At 34.3% G+C, this 15,815-nt stretch carries 18 protein-coding genes and 1 pseudogene; 13 read left to right on the top strand and 6 right to left on the bottom strand.

Annotated elements, in window-relative coordinates; all coding sequences use genetic code 11:
• Nucleotides 1–303: 303 nt before the first annotated feature.
• The gene (gene thrS, locus RCG25_RS02635; protein WP_308082130.1) at nucleotides 304–1,515 is read right to left on the bottom strand and encodes a threonine--tRNA ligase; all 1,212 of its coding nucleotides are present in this window, start codon (nucleotides 1,513–1,515) and stop codon (nucleotides 304–306) included.
• A gap of 1,035 nt (nucleotides 1,516–2,550) precedes the next feature.
• Here thrS and RCG25_RS02640 point away from each other — a divergent pair.
• The 5 genes from RCG25_RS02640 to RCG25_RS02660 all read left to right on the top strand — a co-directional run bounded on the left by RCG25_RS02640 (nucleotide 2,551) and on the right by RCG25_RS02660 (nucleotide 6,363).
• Entirely contained in the window at nucleotides 2,551–3,030 is a 480-nt protein-coding gene (locus tag RCG25_RS02640) for a YjdJ family protein (protein ID WP_308082131.1), read from the top strand.
• Nucleotides 3,031–3,332: 302 nt separating this feature from the next.
• Nucleotides 3,333–3,809: a glycosyl-4,4'-diaponeurosporenoate acyltransferase CrtO family protein gene (locus RCG25_RS02645; protein WP_308082132.1), complete on the top strand. Its 477-nt coding sequence runs from the start codon at nucleotides 3,333–3,335 to the stop codon at nucleotides 3,807–3,809.
• Nucleotides 3,810–4,081: 272 nt separating this feature from the next.
• On the top strand, nucleotides 4,082–4,753 hold the full coding sequence (locus RCG25_RS02650) for a C39 family peptidase (protein WP_308082133.1): 672 nt from the start codon (nucleotides 4,082–4,084) through the stop codon (nucleotides 4,751–4,753).
• Between the two features lie 49 nt (nucleotides 4,754–4,802).
• The gene (locus RCG25_RS02655) at nucleotides 4,803–5,330 is read left to right on the top strand and encodes an RNA polymerase sigma factor (RefSeq protein ID WP_308082134.1); all 528 of its coding nucleotides are present in this window, start codon (nucleotides 4,803–4,805) and stop codon (nucleotides 5,328–5,330) included.
• The gene (locus RCG25_RS02660; RefSeq protein WP_308082135.1) at nucleotides 5,320–6,363 is read left to right on the top strand and encodes an anti sigma factor C-terminal domain-containing protein; all 1,044 of its coding nucleotides are present in this window, start codon (nucleotides 5,320–5,322) and stop codon (nucleotides 6,361–6,363) included. Before RCG25_RS02655 ends, RCG25_RS02660 begins: the two co-directional genes overlap by 11 nt.
• Nucleotides 6,364–6,684: 321 nt before the next feature.
• Here RCG25_RS02660 and RCG25_RS02665 read toward each other — a convergent pair whose 3' ends face one another.
• Nucleotides 6,685–7,044 carry a darcynin family protein gene (locus tag RCG25_RS02665; protein WP_308082136.1) on the bottom strand — a complete coding sequence of 120 codons (360 nt, stop codon included), beginning with the start codon at nucleotides 7,042–7,044 and terminating at the stop codon, nucleotides 6,685–6,687.
• A gap of 201 nt (nucleotides 7,045–7,245) precedes the next feature.
• Here RCG25_RS02665 and yqeK point away from each other — a divergent pair, with 201 nt between their 5' ends.
• The 7 genes from yqeK to pyrH all read left to right on the top strand — a co-directional run bounded on the left by yqeK (nucleotide 7,246) and on the right by pyrH (nucleotide 12,619).
• Nucleotides 7,246–7,875, top strand: coding sequence for a bis(5'-nucleosyl)-tetraphosphatase (symmetrical) YqeK (yqeK, locus tag RCG25_RS02670; protein ID WP_308084084.1), 630 nt, complete (start codon nucleotides 7,246–7,248; stop codon nucleotides 7,873–7,875).
• A gap of 113 nt (nucleotides 7,876–7,988) precedes the next feature.
• Nucleotides 7,989–8,807, top strand: a complete 819-nt coding sequence (locus RCG25_RS02675) for a hypothetical protein (protein ID WP_308082137.1) — start codon at nucleotides 7,989–7,991, stop codon at nucleotides 8,805–8,807.
• Nucleotides 8,794–9,630: a hypothetical protein gene (locus tag RCG25_RS02680; protein ID WP_308082138.1), complete on the top strand. Its 837-nt coding sequence runs from the start codon at nucleotides 8,794–8,796 to the stop codon at nucleotides 9,628–9,630. The genes RCG25_RS02675 and RCG25_RS02680 overlap by 14 nt, the downstream gene beginning before the upstream one ends.
• Nucleotides 9,627–10,502, top strand: a complete 876-nt coding sequence (locus tag RCG25_RS02685) for a hypothetical protein (RefSeq protein ID WP_308082139.1) — start codon at nucleotides 9,627–9,629, stop codon at nucleotides 10,500–10,502. Before RCG25_RS02680 ends, RCG25_RS02685 begins: the two co-directional genes overlap by 4 nt.
• A 14-nt stretch (nucleotides 10,503–10,516) precedes the next feature.
• Nucleotides 10,517–11,179 carry an ATP-binding cassette domain-containing protein gene (locus RCG25_RS02690; RefSeq protein ID WP_308082140.1) on the top strand — a complete coding sequence of 221 codons (663 nt, stop codon included), beginning with the start codon at nucleotides 10,517–10,519 and terminating at the stop codon, nucleotides 11,177–11,179.
• A gap of 14 nt (nucleotides 11,180–11,193) precedes the next feature.
• On the top strand, nucleotides 11,194–11,736 hold the full coding sequence (locus RCG25_RS02695; protein WP_308082141.1) for a DUF4352 domain-containing protein: 543 nt from the start codon (nucleotides 11,194–11,196) through the stop codon (nucleotides 11,734–11,736).
• Nucleotides 11,737–11,881: 145 nt separating this feature from the next.
• Nucleotides 11,882–12,619: a UMP kinase gene (gene pyrH / locus RCG25_RS02700; protein ID WP_374121030.1), complete on the top strand. Its 738-nt coding sequence runs from the start codon at nucleotides 11,882–11,884 to the stop codon at nucleotides 12,617–12,619.
• Nucleotides 12,620–12,677: 58 nt separating this feature from the next.
• Here the strand turns inward: pyrH and RCG25_RS02705 are convergent, their stop codons facing one another.
• Nucleotides 12,678–13,118, bottom strand: a complete 441-nt coding sequence (locus tag RCG25_RS02705; RefSeq protein WP_308082142.1) for an Lrp/AsnC family transcriptional regulator — start codon at nucleotides 13,116–13,118, stop codon at nucleotides 12,678–12,680.
• Nucleotides 13,119–13,240: 122 nt separating this feature from the next.
• Here RCG25_RS02705 and RCG25_RS02710 point away from each other — a divergent pair, with 122 nt between their 5' ends.
• Nucleotides 13,241–13,660 carry a carboxymuconolactone decarboxylase family protein gene (locus tag RCG25_RS02710; RefSeq protein ID WP_308082143.1) on the top strand — a complete coding sequence of 140 codons (420 nt, stop codon included), beginning with the start codon at nucleotides 13,241–13,243 and terminating at the stop codon, nucleotides 13,658–13,660.
• A gap of 368 nt (nucleotides 13,661–14,028) precedes the next feature.
• On the opposite strand, the gene RCG25_RS02715 is transcribed toward RCG25_RS02710, so the two are convergent.
• The 3 genes and pseudogenes from RCG25_RS02715 to RCG25_RS02725 form a co-directional block, all read right to left on the bottom strand.
• A complete protein-coding gene (locus RCG25_RS02715; RefSeq protein WP_308082144.1) occupies nucleotides 14,029–14,805 on the bottom strand; it encodes a class I SAM-dependent methyltransferase in 777 nt (258 codons plus the stop codon).
• A 252-nt stretch (nucleotides 14,806–15,057) separates the two neighbouring features.
• Nucleotides 15,058–15,213, bottom strand: a complete 156-nt coding sequence (locus tag RCG25_RS02720) for a hypothetical protein (protein WP_308082145.1) — start codon at nucleotides 15,211–15,213, stop codon at nucleotides 15,058–15,060.
• A 64-nt stretch (nucleotides 15,214–15,277) separates the two neighbouring features.
• Nucleotides 15,278–15,373, bottom strand: a pseudogene (locus tag RCG25_RS02725) (HIT family hydrolase); the annotation flags it as partial.
• Nucleotides 15,374–15,815: the final 442 nt, after the last annotated feature.

Raw genomic sequence — 15,815 nt, forward strand, 5'->3', positions numbered from 1 at the left:
ATCAGTTCCTTTATAGGAGAGATCTTGTTTGTTTTAATTTATGGCCTTTACCTTTTGGTTTTGTGCTGGGCGACTGGGAAGTTAATTGTTCCAAAGTACAGGAGTAGACAAGGGATGATTAACAAATGATAGTTAATTTAAACTTTATACCGAGGCTATATAGGAACAGGAAAACTTTTGATAAAAGTGAAATTAATAAGGAGAAAAAATGTGATGAATTGCTTAGTTGCGTGCCCAATCTTTGGGATATTTTTAAGGGGAAATCCCAAAAGGAATATAATCCTTTCGGGATTTGAATGTAGTTTATCTACTACAGTTAATTTCATTAACGAACCGTTCAATTGTTTCTTGTACACTCATCACACCAAGGTTTCCCTCTTGTCGTTTTCTTAACGCCAAGGATTGGTTCTCCATCTCTTTATCACCGATAACAAGCATGTAAGGAATCTTCTGTTTTTCAGCTTCTCTAATCTTCAATCCCATCTTCTCAGCCCTATAATCGACTTCCACGCGCAATCCTGCTGATTCCAATTGGGATTTCACTTCATTTGCAAAAACTGCATGGGAATCAGAAATAGGTATTATTTTTGCTTGAACAGGTGCCAGCCAAAGTGGAAACTCCCCAGCAAAATGTTCAATTAAGATTGCCATAAAACGCTCTACGGAACCATAGATGGCTCTATGAATCAAAACGGGAGGATGAAGTTTATTATCTTCACCTACATAAGAACAATTAAACTTTTGAGGCATTTGAAAATCCAATTGGACTGTACCACATTGCCAGCTTCTTCCTAGTGAATCTAAAATATGAAAATCTATTTTCGGACCATAAAATGCTCCATCACCAGGATTAATCTGGAAATTAACTCCTTTACTCTTCAAAACAGATTCCAACGCTAATTCAGCTTCATCCCAGATTTCTTCGGATCCCATGTACTCTTCTGGTCTCGTAGAAAGCTCTACCTTATATTCAAAACCAAAGTGGGAGTAGAACTCATCTACTAGCTGAAGAACTTTATCAATTTCGGACTCAATCTGATCAACTCGAACAAATAAATGTGCATCGTCTTGAGTAAAGGAACGTACTCTTAAAAGTCCATTTAAAGAACCCGAAAGTTCATGTCTGTGAACTAATCCAAGTTCTGCAAAACGGATCGGTAATTCTCGATAGCTTCTTCGTTTGCTGTTGAAAATTAATATAGCACCAGGACAATTCATTGGCTTAATGGCATAATTTTGATCATCCACATTGGAAAAATACATATTTTCGTGATAATGATTCCAATGGCCTGATTGTTCCCAAAGTTCCTGTTTCAACATAATAGGTGTTTTAATTTCTTGATAGCCTGCCCTTTTGTGTTTCTTTCTCCATAAATTTTCAAGTTCATTCCGAATCACCATTCCATTTGGTAAGAAAAAAGGCATTCCTTGAGCCTCATCCATCGAAGTGAATAGTTCTAACTCTTGACCTAGCTTTCGATGATTTCTTTTTTCAGCTTCCAGTTGATTAGACATTTTTATTCCTCCTGATTTTAAGTTGTATTAAAAAAGACCACACCCATCCCAATAATAGGGACGAGTGTGGTCGTGATTCCACCCTGATTCCATAAAACACCATTAAGAATGCTTTATGCTCAAAAAGATAACGGATTGACCGATTATAGATACTTTGCATGACACATTTCCCTATAATAGCTCCAAGGTGGTAAATCATTCACTTTTCTTCAGGGCTTCCAGCCATTGACCCTGTTCTCTGATAGAAAACGAAGAATGATTCATGTCCTTTTCAACGCCTAACTATTTAATTTTTTAGCTTTGTTAAACTAGTCTGTTGATTTGCGCTCCAGGTGCGAGCGGTTCGTGGGCGTTTCGGCGAGCCTCCTCGGCGCTTACGCCTGCGGGATCGCCCCTGAACCGTACTCCCACAGGAGTCTTCGCGCCTTCCGCTCCAATCAACAGGGTAAAAAATCTACAATGTTCTTTAACACAGCCAATTTTTATAAAAAAAGACCACACCCATCCCAATAATAGGGACGAGTGTGGTCGTGATTCCACCCTGATTCCATAAAACACCATTAAGAATGCTTTATGCTCAAAAAGATAACGGATTTACCGATTATAGATACTTTAAATGATACATTTCCCTATAATAGCTCCAAGGTGGTAAATCATTTCACTTTTCTTCAGGGCTTCCAGCCAATGACCCTGTTCTCTTGTAAGAAAATGTACCAATGATTCATGTCCTTATCATAGCCTAATTAGATTTGTGATTTGATCTTGTTGAAAACAATAATATACATATTTGGAAATGTCAAGTATTTTTATTACGAGTTAAAATAGCGTAAGCAAGAACAAACAACAGTAAAATTTTATTTATTATTGTAACCGTTTCATCTATTCAAACGTCTGTTTTTATTGGAATAGCACTAATAAATTAAAGAAGCCATTTAGTTAAAGAAGGTTAAAATATTCTTATCCTTACATTACGGTTTATAATGGTATTTAAGGGAATAAAGTGAAATAATCTAAAGGAAGTTGAGGAGGAGTTAAATGTTTTTGCTTTTTCAAATTGGGTTAGCCTCTATTTTCCTTTTGTTTTCTACGATTGCTTCTTGGTATGAAGGTAGTGCAATAGTAGAAAACACTTGGGAATGGAAGTATTCAACACCATTTTCTCAATTGTTATATGGACAAGTACAAAATAGTAGCGATATATCACAACTTGACTACTTTATTTATGCGGTTAAATTTCAACCTACTTTTCCCGTCATTATGGTCATAAGCTGTTTATATTTGATGATTTTAATAGGATTCCATTTCTTTAAGAAGCAGTACAAATGGTTTACTTGTTATCTGTCTTTTTTAGGTGGTGGTTTATTTTTCCTAAGTTATTTTATTTTTACTTCGCCTACGATAGGTGGTAAAGTTTTGTTCCTTGCTTTGTTATTAAGTGGTTTGTTTTGTATTTTACTGGCAGCACTAACTTATTTTCATATTTTAAATCGACATACAAAGGAAATTACAAACTAAACGTATTGTACTATATGTTCACGTAAAAAGGCTGTTTCGCTAACGGGTTCTGTTCTCGAGTATAAATTATAAAAAAACATTTAAAAAGGGATATCAAATCGCAAAAGATTTGCATTAAAGGTCAACCGATTTTCAGTTGACCTTTTTATTTGGTGTATAATGCAGTTGCGAAAAAGGGAATTCAAAATTGTAAAAAATAGGAATACGTTTTAAAAAATTTTATAAATAACAAATTTTTAAAGAGGTACTCTTGGGTTAATTAATGTTAAACAGATAATTTATGTGTTAGGGAGATTAGTAGAATGACGTGGATGACTGTATGGATGTTCCTAATTAATACTTCATTTTGGTTTGTGTGTTATTTTGGAATGGCTTGGATAGTTCGAGCCGTACCAAAATCTTTATATAATCAGAGTAGATGGTTTTTTAAAGAAAAATTTTTTGAAAGATGTTTATATAAAAAAATAAATATTGCTAGCTGGAAAGATAAACTTCCGGAATGGGGAAAATTTTTAAATTTTGAAAAGAAAAACTTAAAAAAAGAACTTAGTATAGAATATATTGATAAATTTATCTTGGAAACGTATTATGCAGAAATTGGACATTTAGGAATCGCTGTGTTTGGATTTGCATGTATATTAGTTAATCCAAGCTCGTATGCTTTGATGGCACTAATATTTGCTATCGTTAATTTTCTGATTCAAATTCCATTCATTTTAATTCAAAGGTACAATAGACCTAGATTGATTAGATTAAGATTAAAGTATAAAAGAACGTAACCAGTTTTACTATATATACACCGATAAACTTTAGACCTCTCTATTAATAGATAGGAGGGAGATTTTTCTCTCTTTTGGTTGATTTGAAAAATATTGAGCTTGTAAATGAAAAGTCGAGTTTTCTATCTATAGAATACGTAAACCTGTAAGGTTGAACCTAACTGGGATTCTAAATATGAATATCTTAACTTTTTTTCTTAATTGTTGTATACATTTTTCTCCTTAAATTGTTTAGTTTGTGAAAACAATAAAAGGATGGTTATGGAGAAAAAATGAAAAAATTATTAGTCATTGTATTACTGTTAGGTTTTTCATATGTGTTTAAGGATGATGTCCAATCATTATGGTCAGGGATATATGATAAAAAGGTTTACATTGCAGTCCCAACAATAGCCCAAAAACCTGAACTACCCAGGGGTTGTGAAGTAACAGCACTAGCTATGATGTTGCAACATGCTGGTCGAGATGTGAGTAAGTTAGAGCTAGCAAAGCAATTAACAAAAGTCCCATTTGAAAACGGAGGTTTAAAAGGTAATCCAAATGATGGTTTTGTAGGAGATATGTATAGTTTTAATCAACCAGGACTCGGAGTTTATAATCGACCAATTGAACAGCTTGCTAATCAGTATCTGCCAAACCGTATAATTAACCTTTCCGGAAAAGGATTTGATGAGGTGATTACCCATTTAGATGAGAAGAAACCAGTGTGGGTGATACAAAATGCTAAATATGATGTCCTCTCTGAAGGGGAATGGCAGTCATGGGAAACCTCAGAAGGTCCTATTAATGTTACTTATCAGGAACACAGTGTACTTGTCATTGGGTATGACAAAAATCAAGTCTATTTCAATGATCCGTTAACTGGTCAAACAGAAAAAGCACCAAAAGAGGGTTTCATTGCTGGCTGGGAACAAATGGGGAGCCAAGCGATTACCTACCGTTAATAATTTTTGACTTCGTGCAACTATTAAATAAACAATATTGGGGTTAGATATGGAAAATGAACTCACACATTTGCTAATGCAGCAAGCCAGGATTGTTTTCAAGTATCTAATGAAGTTGGGGGCTTCTAAAGAGGATGCCGAGGATATTATTCAGGGTTCTCTTGAAAAAGCAGTTATATATATAGATTCGATTGAAAAGGATAAGTTGACTGCATGGTTAATCAGGGTTTCAATTAATCAGTATTACAATAACTATAAAAAGAATAAAAGGCAAAGAACCCTTCAGTTAGATGAACAACTAACATCTACTTTGATTCAAAGTGATTTGCTAGAAGATCAATTGCTGGCAAAAGAGTCTGCACGAGAAATCACAAAAGTACTTGACTTAATGAGTGATAGCTTTCGAACTTTGCTGATTTTTAAGTATATGATGGAGTTATCTTACCAAGAAATCTCTATGATTCTAGATATGCCTGAAAAACAAGTAAAAACATATTTATATCGAGCAAGACTAAAGTTTAAACAGTTATGGACATTAGAGAAAAGTGATTTGGAGGCCAATTTTAATGAAAGATAAGAATTATCATGAAGATTTCGATGATAATAATTTTGAGTTCGATCATGTTTTTAATGACAAAATGAAAAATACAGTTAAAAAGGCAAAAATAAAATCCTTTTTCCGGACAATATTGATAAGTATTGTCACTGTATTGTTGCTGGGGTTGGCTGTTTCTTATGTATCAGGTAAAAGAGTGGAAAAAAATTCACAACAGCTCACAACTGAAATTATGAATCGACATATGGCATTGGGTGCAAATACATTTACAGGTACGTTCTGGACTAAAAATAATACCTTTTCAGGGGAAGCGGAGTATACCACCTTCAAGTATGTCAATGGAATACGTGTTTTCACTGGAACTCACGGTTATACATATAACGTGATGGGGTATACCGGCAGAAGGTATTCATCAATCGCAGGAGGCGGGATCGATTTCACAAGAATGAATAAGGAAGAGCTATTTTTGAGACCTAAGTTTAATGATTTAGAGCAGCGTTTGATGGAGTTTTATTATCCTTTTGTTGACTACAAGACATTTTATAAAAATGATCTATCAAAGGTAGCCGAAATTGGCGATAACAAATACATCGAAATGGGGATTTCCTTTGACAAGTTATACACAATGGATGAAATAAATAAATTGCTACCTAGAGGTATGAACTTAACCTGGTATTGGGTTGATGTACTAAATAAACAAGAAAAAGAAAATGTCGATTTTAAGATACTGAAACAACAGGGTAAAAATGGAATGGTAGAAAATCGTGAAGAATTTCCTTCCATTTGTTATGAAGACCGGGCATATGGTTTTCATGCGATTAATGAATACGGTGAGAAGCTTGAAGATCCTGAAGAATACTTCAAGTCCGCCTTACAAAAAGCAGATATGAAGGACATTTACCAACAATTAGCCGGAAAAGATGGGATTATTGATAATAAAGATATTAAAATTCAAGGGGTAGTGGTAACTGGAGATGCTAGATCTTTAATTAAATTAAAGGGTCTTCCATTTATTAAGGCATCATCCTTGGGAATCGTAACTGATAAATATTAACCTAAGTTAGTTAATATAATGTAGAACTAAATGCAGTTCATTATGTTCTAACTAAACAAAACTGGATTAAGACAAAAAGTAACCTTTTATTAAGAGAAAAAATGTGAAGCATGACACTTAAATTAACGGGTGAAAGTATAACCAGTTATACTTCCAATTTTAACCTCAATTCCCAGGAAAACCCTGATATATTAATAAAGAAGCAAAGCGAATTCAGGAGCGAATTGCTTTGCTTTTTTAGTTATTTTTATCTCTGCTGGTACATCAAAAGAGAACGGCTTAGAAAATTTTCATCGGTTTTTTTGCGGCTAGATTTAAGTTTTATTCAGAATCCATTTTTAAAACTTCTTCTTCAAATTTTTGATATGCATTTTGGACACCCATAATAACTTTTTTTATTTTAAGGTAACCATTAGAATAAGCATATGTATCACGTATTTCTTCCCACATAAAATGATACTTTTTTAAATCTTCTGTCTCACATAAAATAAAATCAGTATAAGTACCGTCACCAAAAGCATCAGCATCAAAAAACTTCACCTTAACATCTTCGTGGTATTTTTCAATTATTGAATAAAATTCACCTGCTAGTTCTCTTCTTCTTTTACGAGGTAAAGCTAACCAAGACGGATAAAACTCTAATAAAATAATAATACCGTGATTTAATTTTGTTATTGTCATTTCTTTGTCTCCTTTTAATTCAGTGGATACCATTAATTATACCAATTTTTTCCTTAATTTGTACTACAAAGACGAACCCGATGGATGCAAGTTCTTTAACTATTAAAGAGTTTGCGATATATAAAGGCATCATCCAAGGGTGCAAATGTTAAATAACTATAAGAGAGGAGCAACAATTTGAGAGAGCAATTCAAAAAATTCATGAAAAATTTTGAATTAACGGGTGATCTTGAACATGATGTGGTTACGTTCTTAAAAAATAATAATTATTCTAAAACAGCTGAACATTCCATTAGGGTAGGGAAAGAAGCTGAACGAATAGCTTACAAATACAATGGTAATGAGATTGCTGCTAAAACAGCGGGATTATTACATGATATAAGTATTGTATTCCCCAATAACGAAAGAGCAGTTATAGTCGAGCAATTGGGGTTAAAGGTATTAGAGGAAGAAAAAATATTTCCACTCATCGCTCATCAACGAATTTCTAGAGTGATGGCTAAGGAGATTTTTAATATTTCAGATGAAGAGATATTAAGTGCAATAGAGTGTCACACTACGTTACGAAAAGAAGCTACTAAAACGGACAAAATTTTGTTTGTAGCAGATAAAATTGAATGGGACCAACCCGGTATACCACCATACATTAATGAAATTAAATCACAACTTGAACTATCACTCGAACATGCGGCATTTTCTTATATCAATTATCTATGGGAGAGAAAAGAAACATTAAAGATTGTTCACCCATGGTTGGCAGAGGCACATAATGAATTAAGAAACGGGACTCCACAGGGACGGTGCTCATGGTCCCCCCTGAGGTCAATGTGACCCACAAGAAACGTCCCCATGGTCCCCAAAGGAAACTTTTTTTGTCTTTTTGTATACATTTTCTTTCCTGAGTTGTTATGTAAATGAATAACTATTTGGAAGGAGTTTTTTTGTTGAAACAGCTGATTAAAATGGAGATGAAACGTGCTTTTATTAGTTGGCCATACTTTTTTGTCCTATTAATAGGGATATTAATCTCCATCCTACATGTAAAGCAAGAAATAATGCCATCGATCAATTTTGATTATCCACGCAAGGAAGGGGATCCATTGTTAACACCATGGACCAGGTGGATAGGGTTTGAGTACACTTCCTTTACGACAAATTTGTTATATTTACTTTTGCCAATTTTAGCAGCCATTCCTTTTGGCGATTCATATTACCTTGATCAAAAAAGCGGATACTTAAAAGGGATCATGACTAGGAGTTCGAAGGGTAATTATTTGCTAAGTAAATATTTCGTCACCTTTATTTCTGGCGGCAGCGTGATTCTTATCCCTTTAATGATTAATTTTTTAATATGTTCCTGGCTGTTGCCCAACACGCCACAAGACCCAACATGGGGAAATGCACCACTAGTAGATAGTAGTATGTGGGTTGATTTGTATTATGAGCATCCTTATCTATATGTAAGTCGATACTTAGCCATTGATTTTGTATTCGCGGGGACATTAGCGATAATATGTCTGGCAGTATCTGTTGCTGTAAAGAAGCAATTTGCTGTGTTGCTTGCCCCGTTCATGGTGTACCTAGTCATGTTCGTCATATTTCCATTGGCTGGTTTAGAGCAATATAGTCCTTTCCTTTTCCTAAAACCGGGACAGGGAGTGATCGGTCTTACGGTAACTAAGATCATTACCATTTGGTTCCCTCTATGGATGTTGTCATCATTGATTTTCTTTACAGGAGCATGGAAAAGTGAGGCTTACTAGGTACATAAAAAATAATCTTATTGAGATTTTGAATGATATGAAACGAGTACCAGTAAGGCTATTTTTCAGTTTATCTGTAGTCATTATATTTTGTTTTTTTAGAACGAAATGGTTAACCACTGAGTATGAAAAACTAGGCATTGATGTTCGATTAAGTGTATTAGATGGTATTCATATCGTGCTTGTAAATCCAGTGGTTCCAATATTCCTATCACCATTATTCATATATCTGATATCAGGGTTAGTAAGGGTTGATGATGAGATTTTGTATACGTTCAGATATAAAAATAGAAGTGATATTTGGAACATAAAAACCATGAAAGTAGTTAAATATGCTTTTCTATTTATTATCACTTTAATTTTCATTGAGACGACCATTGCCGTTTTTGTTCTATCAGTGGATAACACATGGATGTCAAAAGGAGGAGTTTTATATAAGGCGGCTTTATTGGACTTTTATCATCAACCTCACTCCCAATTGCTGAAAAACTGGTTTAGTTATTTTAATTGGTACCACACGGAAATGGTGATCGGAATAATGATAGTAATGAATACATTAGGACTAGTGATTGCTGTCTATGTTTCGATGATCATAAACGAGTTCATTGCTAATGAAGTATGGGGATATATCGTCTTATTTTGTTTAGGGTTGTTTGAGACTTTTGAAGATGTCCCCATCTTATACAATCATATGAGTATAGACATTGTTGAGTGGTTGAGTCTATCAAATTTGTTTCTAAGCTTTCTATATTTACTATTTCTGTTCGTTATTATGTATGTTATTGGCAGGTATTTAACCCTTACAAAGGATTATTTGAGATGAATAGATATGAAATTCGAAAGGAAGATCGTTCAACTAGTAGTATGAGGATAGCAAGCCAGTTATTTAAGAAGGATATTTTGAACGGAATCTGGTCGAATCGGTGGAAGTATTTGTTTGTCACCGTCTTTTTTTCTGTTATTACCACAATAAATCTCTATAATTTTAATTCACATCCCTCGTTAAACGGTGAAAAGGTTCAATTTAATCTGTTTGATATCATTTTTTCTGTTTTTAGAGGCAATGATCCGACAGACCCCTTCTCAAAAATTATCTGGTTAATGGTGCAGCTGTTGGCCGTATTTATTGTAGGCAGTTACTCTGATAAAGCGTTGGTTGACGGTGGCATATATTCGTTAATCCGAGCTGGTTCACGTAGCGCATGGTGGTATAGCAAAACGATATATGTCCTTTTTTCAGTAACTTTGTATTACCTAATCGGGTTTTCTACGGTGATTATGATAACTGATTTAGCATCGCCTTTAGCTTCAGATTGGAGTTCTTATGCAGAGGCATTTGAATTACCAAGAATGAATCAGTCCATTTCTAGTTGGCTGTTTGTTGCCTATTGCTTTGTTCTGCTGACAACATCCTCCATAGCTATTTCAATGATTCATTTAACATTAATGCAGATCATGAAACCGATTTATAGTTACATAGGTATCGTTACTATTTTGTTTGTCTCATTATTTTATGAATCCAGCTATCTGCCTGGTGAACATTCCATGATAATGAAACATACTCTTTTCATGGATAGCGGATTAATGATGATAGGGACAATGATTTATAATTCTTTTCTTACCGGCATCTGTTTAATAATTGGAGCTAGGCTTTTTCACCGCAAAGATATTTTTGTCAAAAGTGATATTGATTAGGAGGAACGAAAACAATGATTGAAAGTTATGTAAATATTAAAAATGTAACTAAAACAATTAAGGGTGTTAATGTTTTAGAAAACATTACTTTAGATTTTGACAAAGGAAAAATTTATGGCTTTCAAGGAAAGAATGGGTCGGGGAAGACGATGCTCCTACGAGCTATTTGCGGTCTAATTCTTTGTTCAAAAGGGGAAATAGTAATCAATGGTGAAATAATTGGGAAAGACATTTCATTTCCAAGAAATATCGGTGCCTTAATTGAATACCCAGGTTTTATTCCTCAATATACAGGTTTAAAAAATCTTATGCTGTTAGCTTCTATCCAGAAGAGGGTAACGGTTGACGATATATATGAAGCCATAAGCATTGTAGGGCTTGACCCAAAAGATAAACGCAAGTTTAAAAAGTATTCGCTTGGAATGAAACAGAGATTAGGATTAGCCCAAGCAATTATGGAAGATCCAGATATAATCGTTTTAGATGAGCCTACAAACGCTTTGGACGAAAAAGGTATATTAATGGTTCGAAACCTGCTACTAAACTTAAAGGAACGTGGAAAAACTATTTTCATTGCAAGTCATGATAAAGAAGAATTGGATTTTATTGCTGATGAAAAGTTTATGATTGAAAATGGGAAAATTATTAGCCATAACAAACCAAAACAAACCGTATGAGGTTGGGAATAAAAATGACAAAGAAAGTGAAGTTATTGATTTTGTTTTGTTTGCTTTTCTTATATCTCATTGGTAGTCTTATCTTTTTCATTGAGAAGAGAGAAACTGATTTATTAAACAAGCCCAATAATATCAAGGTGTTTACTCTTGGGGAACCAGTAGTATCTGGAGGGATAGCTACTACGATCGACAAGGTGTCCTATGAAAACAAGCTGCCAAATGAATCTAAAACCCTCAAACCGGCCTTAACCTATGCCATTATTGATGTGAAGATTCAGAACCAAGGCAATAAACCAAAGTTCATCAAGATTGGTAATTATCGGTTGCTTATGGGAAATTGGACAGCAGATTTGAATCCTGGATATTATAAGTATTTAAAGTCTCAAAACCCGTCGTTTGATGACCGTAAATTGAATCCCAAAGAACAAATATCAGGAAAGATCGCTTTTATTATCCCAATAGAAAGAAGTACTCTTAAAAATTACCGGGTTCAGATTCCTGCCTTAATCTATGAGCAGGGACAACTAAAATATCAGAAAGAAATAGCAGTTAAATAGATTTAGGCAGTTTAATAATACAAGGGTACTAAGGACGCCATTTTCTAGGTTAGTTCAAAAAATTATTTGAATACTCAATATTTTTTGATATTATATAGAAGATTTGGGTTTCGACACCTTTATAAAATACGGGGGGTAAATAGTGATGTATAAACGAGTATTGATAAAAATAAGTGGCGGTGCTTTGGCAAGTGAAAATGGGGATAGCTTTGGTGCTGAAAGTTTGGAACATATAACTGATGAAATTATTTCATTAACCTCTATTGGTATTGAAGTTTCTATTGTTATCGGGGGTGGAAACATATTTAGAGGTAATTTATCAACTCAATGGGGAATTGATCGGGTTGAAGCGGACAATATCGGTACATTGGGTACCATTATCAATAGTTTAATGCTAAGAGGAGTGTTAAAGTCGAAAATTGATAAAGAAGTACGAGTAATGACTTCTGTACCTGCCCCATCTGTTGCTGAACCTTATATACGGTTAAAAGCGGTTCACCATCTGGAAAAAGGGTATATTGTCATCTTTGGCGGAGGAAATGGGCAACCCTTTGTGACAACAGACTATCCAAGTGTACAAAGAGCAATTGAAATGAATAGTGATGCCATCTTTGTAGCTAAGCAAGGTGTAGATGGAGTTTACACTTCGGACCCGAAATTAACAACAGATGCAAAATTGTATCAGAATTTAAACTACGATGATGTAGTAAAAAACCATATTCAAGTTATGGATCAATCAGCGTTATTACTTGCTAGAGACTTCGCTATACCTGTACATATATTTGATTTTAATGAAAAGAGAGTCATGAAAAGAATTTGTCTGGGGGAAAAAGTTGGAACATTAATTAGTAATGAAAAAACAGTCCTTGCAGAAGAAATTTAACTGATTTCTTAAGTAAGTTCGTCAAAATATTGATGAACTTTTTTAATCGTGAAATGGATCACTGTGAATTAACGTTCAAATTTGTCTGGACTTCTGAAAAAATAAAATGTGTAACAGTTGAAGCATATGGATTTACAGTGTCAATGAACTCTTCTGCTTTAGAAAAATTTTCAAATTGCATTTTAAGCATATAGCAAGCATTACCCGCTATTCGGTAACAAAAATCAACATTAGGAAGACTTTCTATGTAATTCTTAAATCGTTTATAGTCCCCATTTTTTACCGTTGCCTCTATTATACATTGAATAGGTAGTCCTAGTTTTTCGTAGTCAATTTCTAAAGTATACTTTTTTATTATTCCGAATGACTCCATTTGTCTTACTCGTTCAGTTACGGATGGAGAGGATAAATTAATTCTTCTTCCGAGTTCGCTCATTGATAAACGACTGTTTTTAGATAATTCAACTATTATTTTTTTATCAATATCATCAATTTTCATTTTTAAATGAATTCCTCTCTTTTTTGTTAATTATTTAAAATATATAACGAAAAACCATTTATAATTTAATGTAATTTATACGATTTATCCTTTATATTTAATATAACAAGGAGGTAATGTAAATGGCAAGAATCAATCAATCAAATTTTGGGAAAACAGCTTTTCAAAAGCTATTGGGTCATAATGCAAAAGTTATGGAGGCGTGGTCTGATTTAGGAGAAGCATTAGAACAAGACGGGCTATTGTCGTCCAAATTAAAAGAGCAAGTTAGAAGAACTTTGGCACAAAGCAATGGATGTGAGTATTGCAAAGCAAAAGGAAAGCCTGAGCCTGGTACGTTTGATGAAAGTACATCTGTTGCAGTAGGGTTTGCGGAGGTATTTTTGAAATACCCCAAAGGAATGGTCCCAGATTTCGCGTTTGAAATATTAAACGAGTATTTTTCTGAGAATGAAATTAGTGAGCTTTGTGCCTTCATTAGTTTTACCACAGCCCAACATTATTTTGGTGCAGTAATGAAATTAGAACCTAACGGGTTCTAACTAAAAAAGGTAAACATTAAAAAAACGCTTGGAATGGTAGATTTTTTGAGGGAGGTAAATTGATTAGAAAGGCTAATCATCACAAAGTAAGCTAATAAAAAGAGCTAACACTCCATGTTAGCTTTTTTTGTTGGTTAGGAAATAATAAAAAGGTCCGAGTGTGGATAACAGAACTAGTAGTCTGAATCTAGCTCCAGCGCCTAGCCCCTCGGGTCAAATAACCTTCGGCAAGAAAAGTCAAAAGGCGGACTTTTCCCGCCGAAGAACATTTGCCTGTCGGGGCTGGGCAGGCGCTTCCGCCTTTTGTTCTTACACTACTAAAAAATATCACCAAGCGATGCTGCAATTAAACAAAAGTAATTTCTAAGCTATTTAACGGCTTTCCAAATTGTCCATCTATCCTTTTCAACTATGTTTTTATTTGTTGAAATAGACTCATCTATACGATTTATTAATAATTTTAATTCTTTATCATCTAATTCATGTAAAATACTTCTTCCAGTTCTTTCGCTTAAGTCTTTAAGTAATTGCTCTTTACCTTCATACACTTTTCTTGTTTCCCATAACTTAACTTCTTGAATTTCTCTAAATCCAACTTCCTTAAGGGTTTCGATTACGAATTGACTCTTGTGTCGACGTTTAGTCTCTTTTTCAATTAATCTTGGAAAGAATTCAAAGAAATGCCCTCTTATATGGTTATCATTACCTTCCAATAAACAATCTTCAGGCGTACGGTCTTGAATAATATAAAATCCGTCGTCCTTCAACAATCTATATGCTTCGTTAAAACAACTTTGTAGATCCTCGATATGATGTATCAATGCTCTTTCAAGCAATAAATTGAAATTGTTACTTTCTAAGCCAGTATCCAAAGCATTTCCTTGCTTAAAATATATGTTTTTATATTCTTTGCAGTTAACTCTTGCCCCTTCAAGTATTGCTTCGGAAAAATCGACACCAGTAACAGAAACCACTCCCATATTTGATAATGCCTTGGAATAAATTCCTCCACCACATCCAATGTCCAAAGCCTTAGAAATATTCTCGATTGGTACAAGGTCTTTTATGGCTTTAATCCATGAATTGTCAGCCTTTCGAGTTGTATAAGTAATGCCATTTTTCTTACTGTGAAAATCAATCCCCACTTATCATCCCTCATCTCTCAATCTATCTAAAATAGTACAGTTAAATTTTACCACAAATAGTTTTATAATTAATCTATTCATATCTTTCCGCCTCTTGTTCTTCCATTTCTACCATGACGAGGACCAAGGGACAGTCCCCCGTCGCTTTAAAGAGATGGGGGGCTATCCCTGTGGACCTCTATTACTCCATTAAAAAAGCTTTCATCCCTGCTGGATCAACGTCCCCGTTAGTCTAGAAAGGCGAAACTTACATTATTTTTTATCCCAGACCACTATAATAAATGTGGCAATGGGACCTACTAGTAAGGATAATAAGAACCAATTTAATCCACTTCTGTTCTTGCCTTGAGCTAACCCAGCATTGATTAGTGCTAAGGTACCCCAGCTAACATAATACTGATCATTCATATTTAAACCTACCTCCTGTCAATATTCTTCCTAGCTATCATAATGGTGTTCCGTAAACGATATGCTAATGTAGGTGTTTGGTGTCCTGATAGTTTCCTAGGTTTGTAATCACTTTACAGGCTCTTTTTTCTTCCGTATCCATGGCAGCTACCTTTTTAATAAACTATTCTATTCCTGTATTCTATAAACCTGCTTAGTAAGTCATAGTAAACCTTTAGGGACCGAGTAGTTGGGTATTTTCCTCGTAGATGCAGCCTGGTATCGACAATTTTTTTGCTGTTTTTTTAGCAAGAAACCAATGATAGCGTGGATTTTAACTACTACTAACCAAACGTTTGATTACTATCGAATTAGGGGGAGAAAAGGGAAATAAGTCGATTTTATAGAAAGTAATACTATTTTGTTGAATAGGAAGAAAAATGGCCGACAAATTTTTTATCCCATTTGTGATGAAAATAGCCATATAAATGAGTTTATGCTCGTTTTAACTAAATGATTAATTAGTATAGCCTATAGGGAAATTGTTAAAGAAATGACGAAAGGTAGGGTGAAAGGGATGCTGCTAGTCTTGGTTAAGACCACACAACCGTCCCTTTGGTTCA

The sequence above is a fragment of the Neobacillus sp. PS2-9 genome, from assembly GCF_030915525.1.
Lineage (GTDB): Bacteria > Bacillota > Bacilli > Bacillales > Cytobacillaceae > Neobacillus.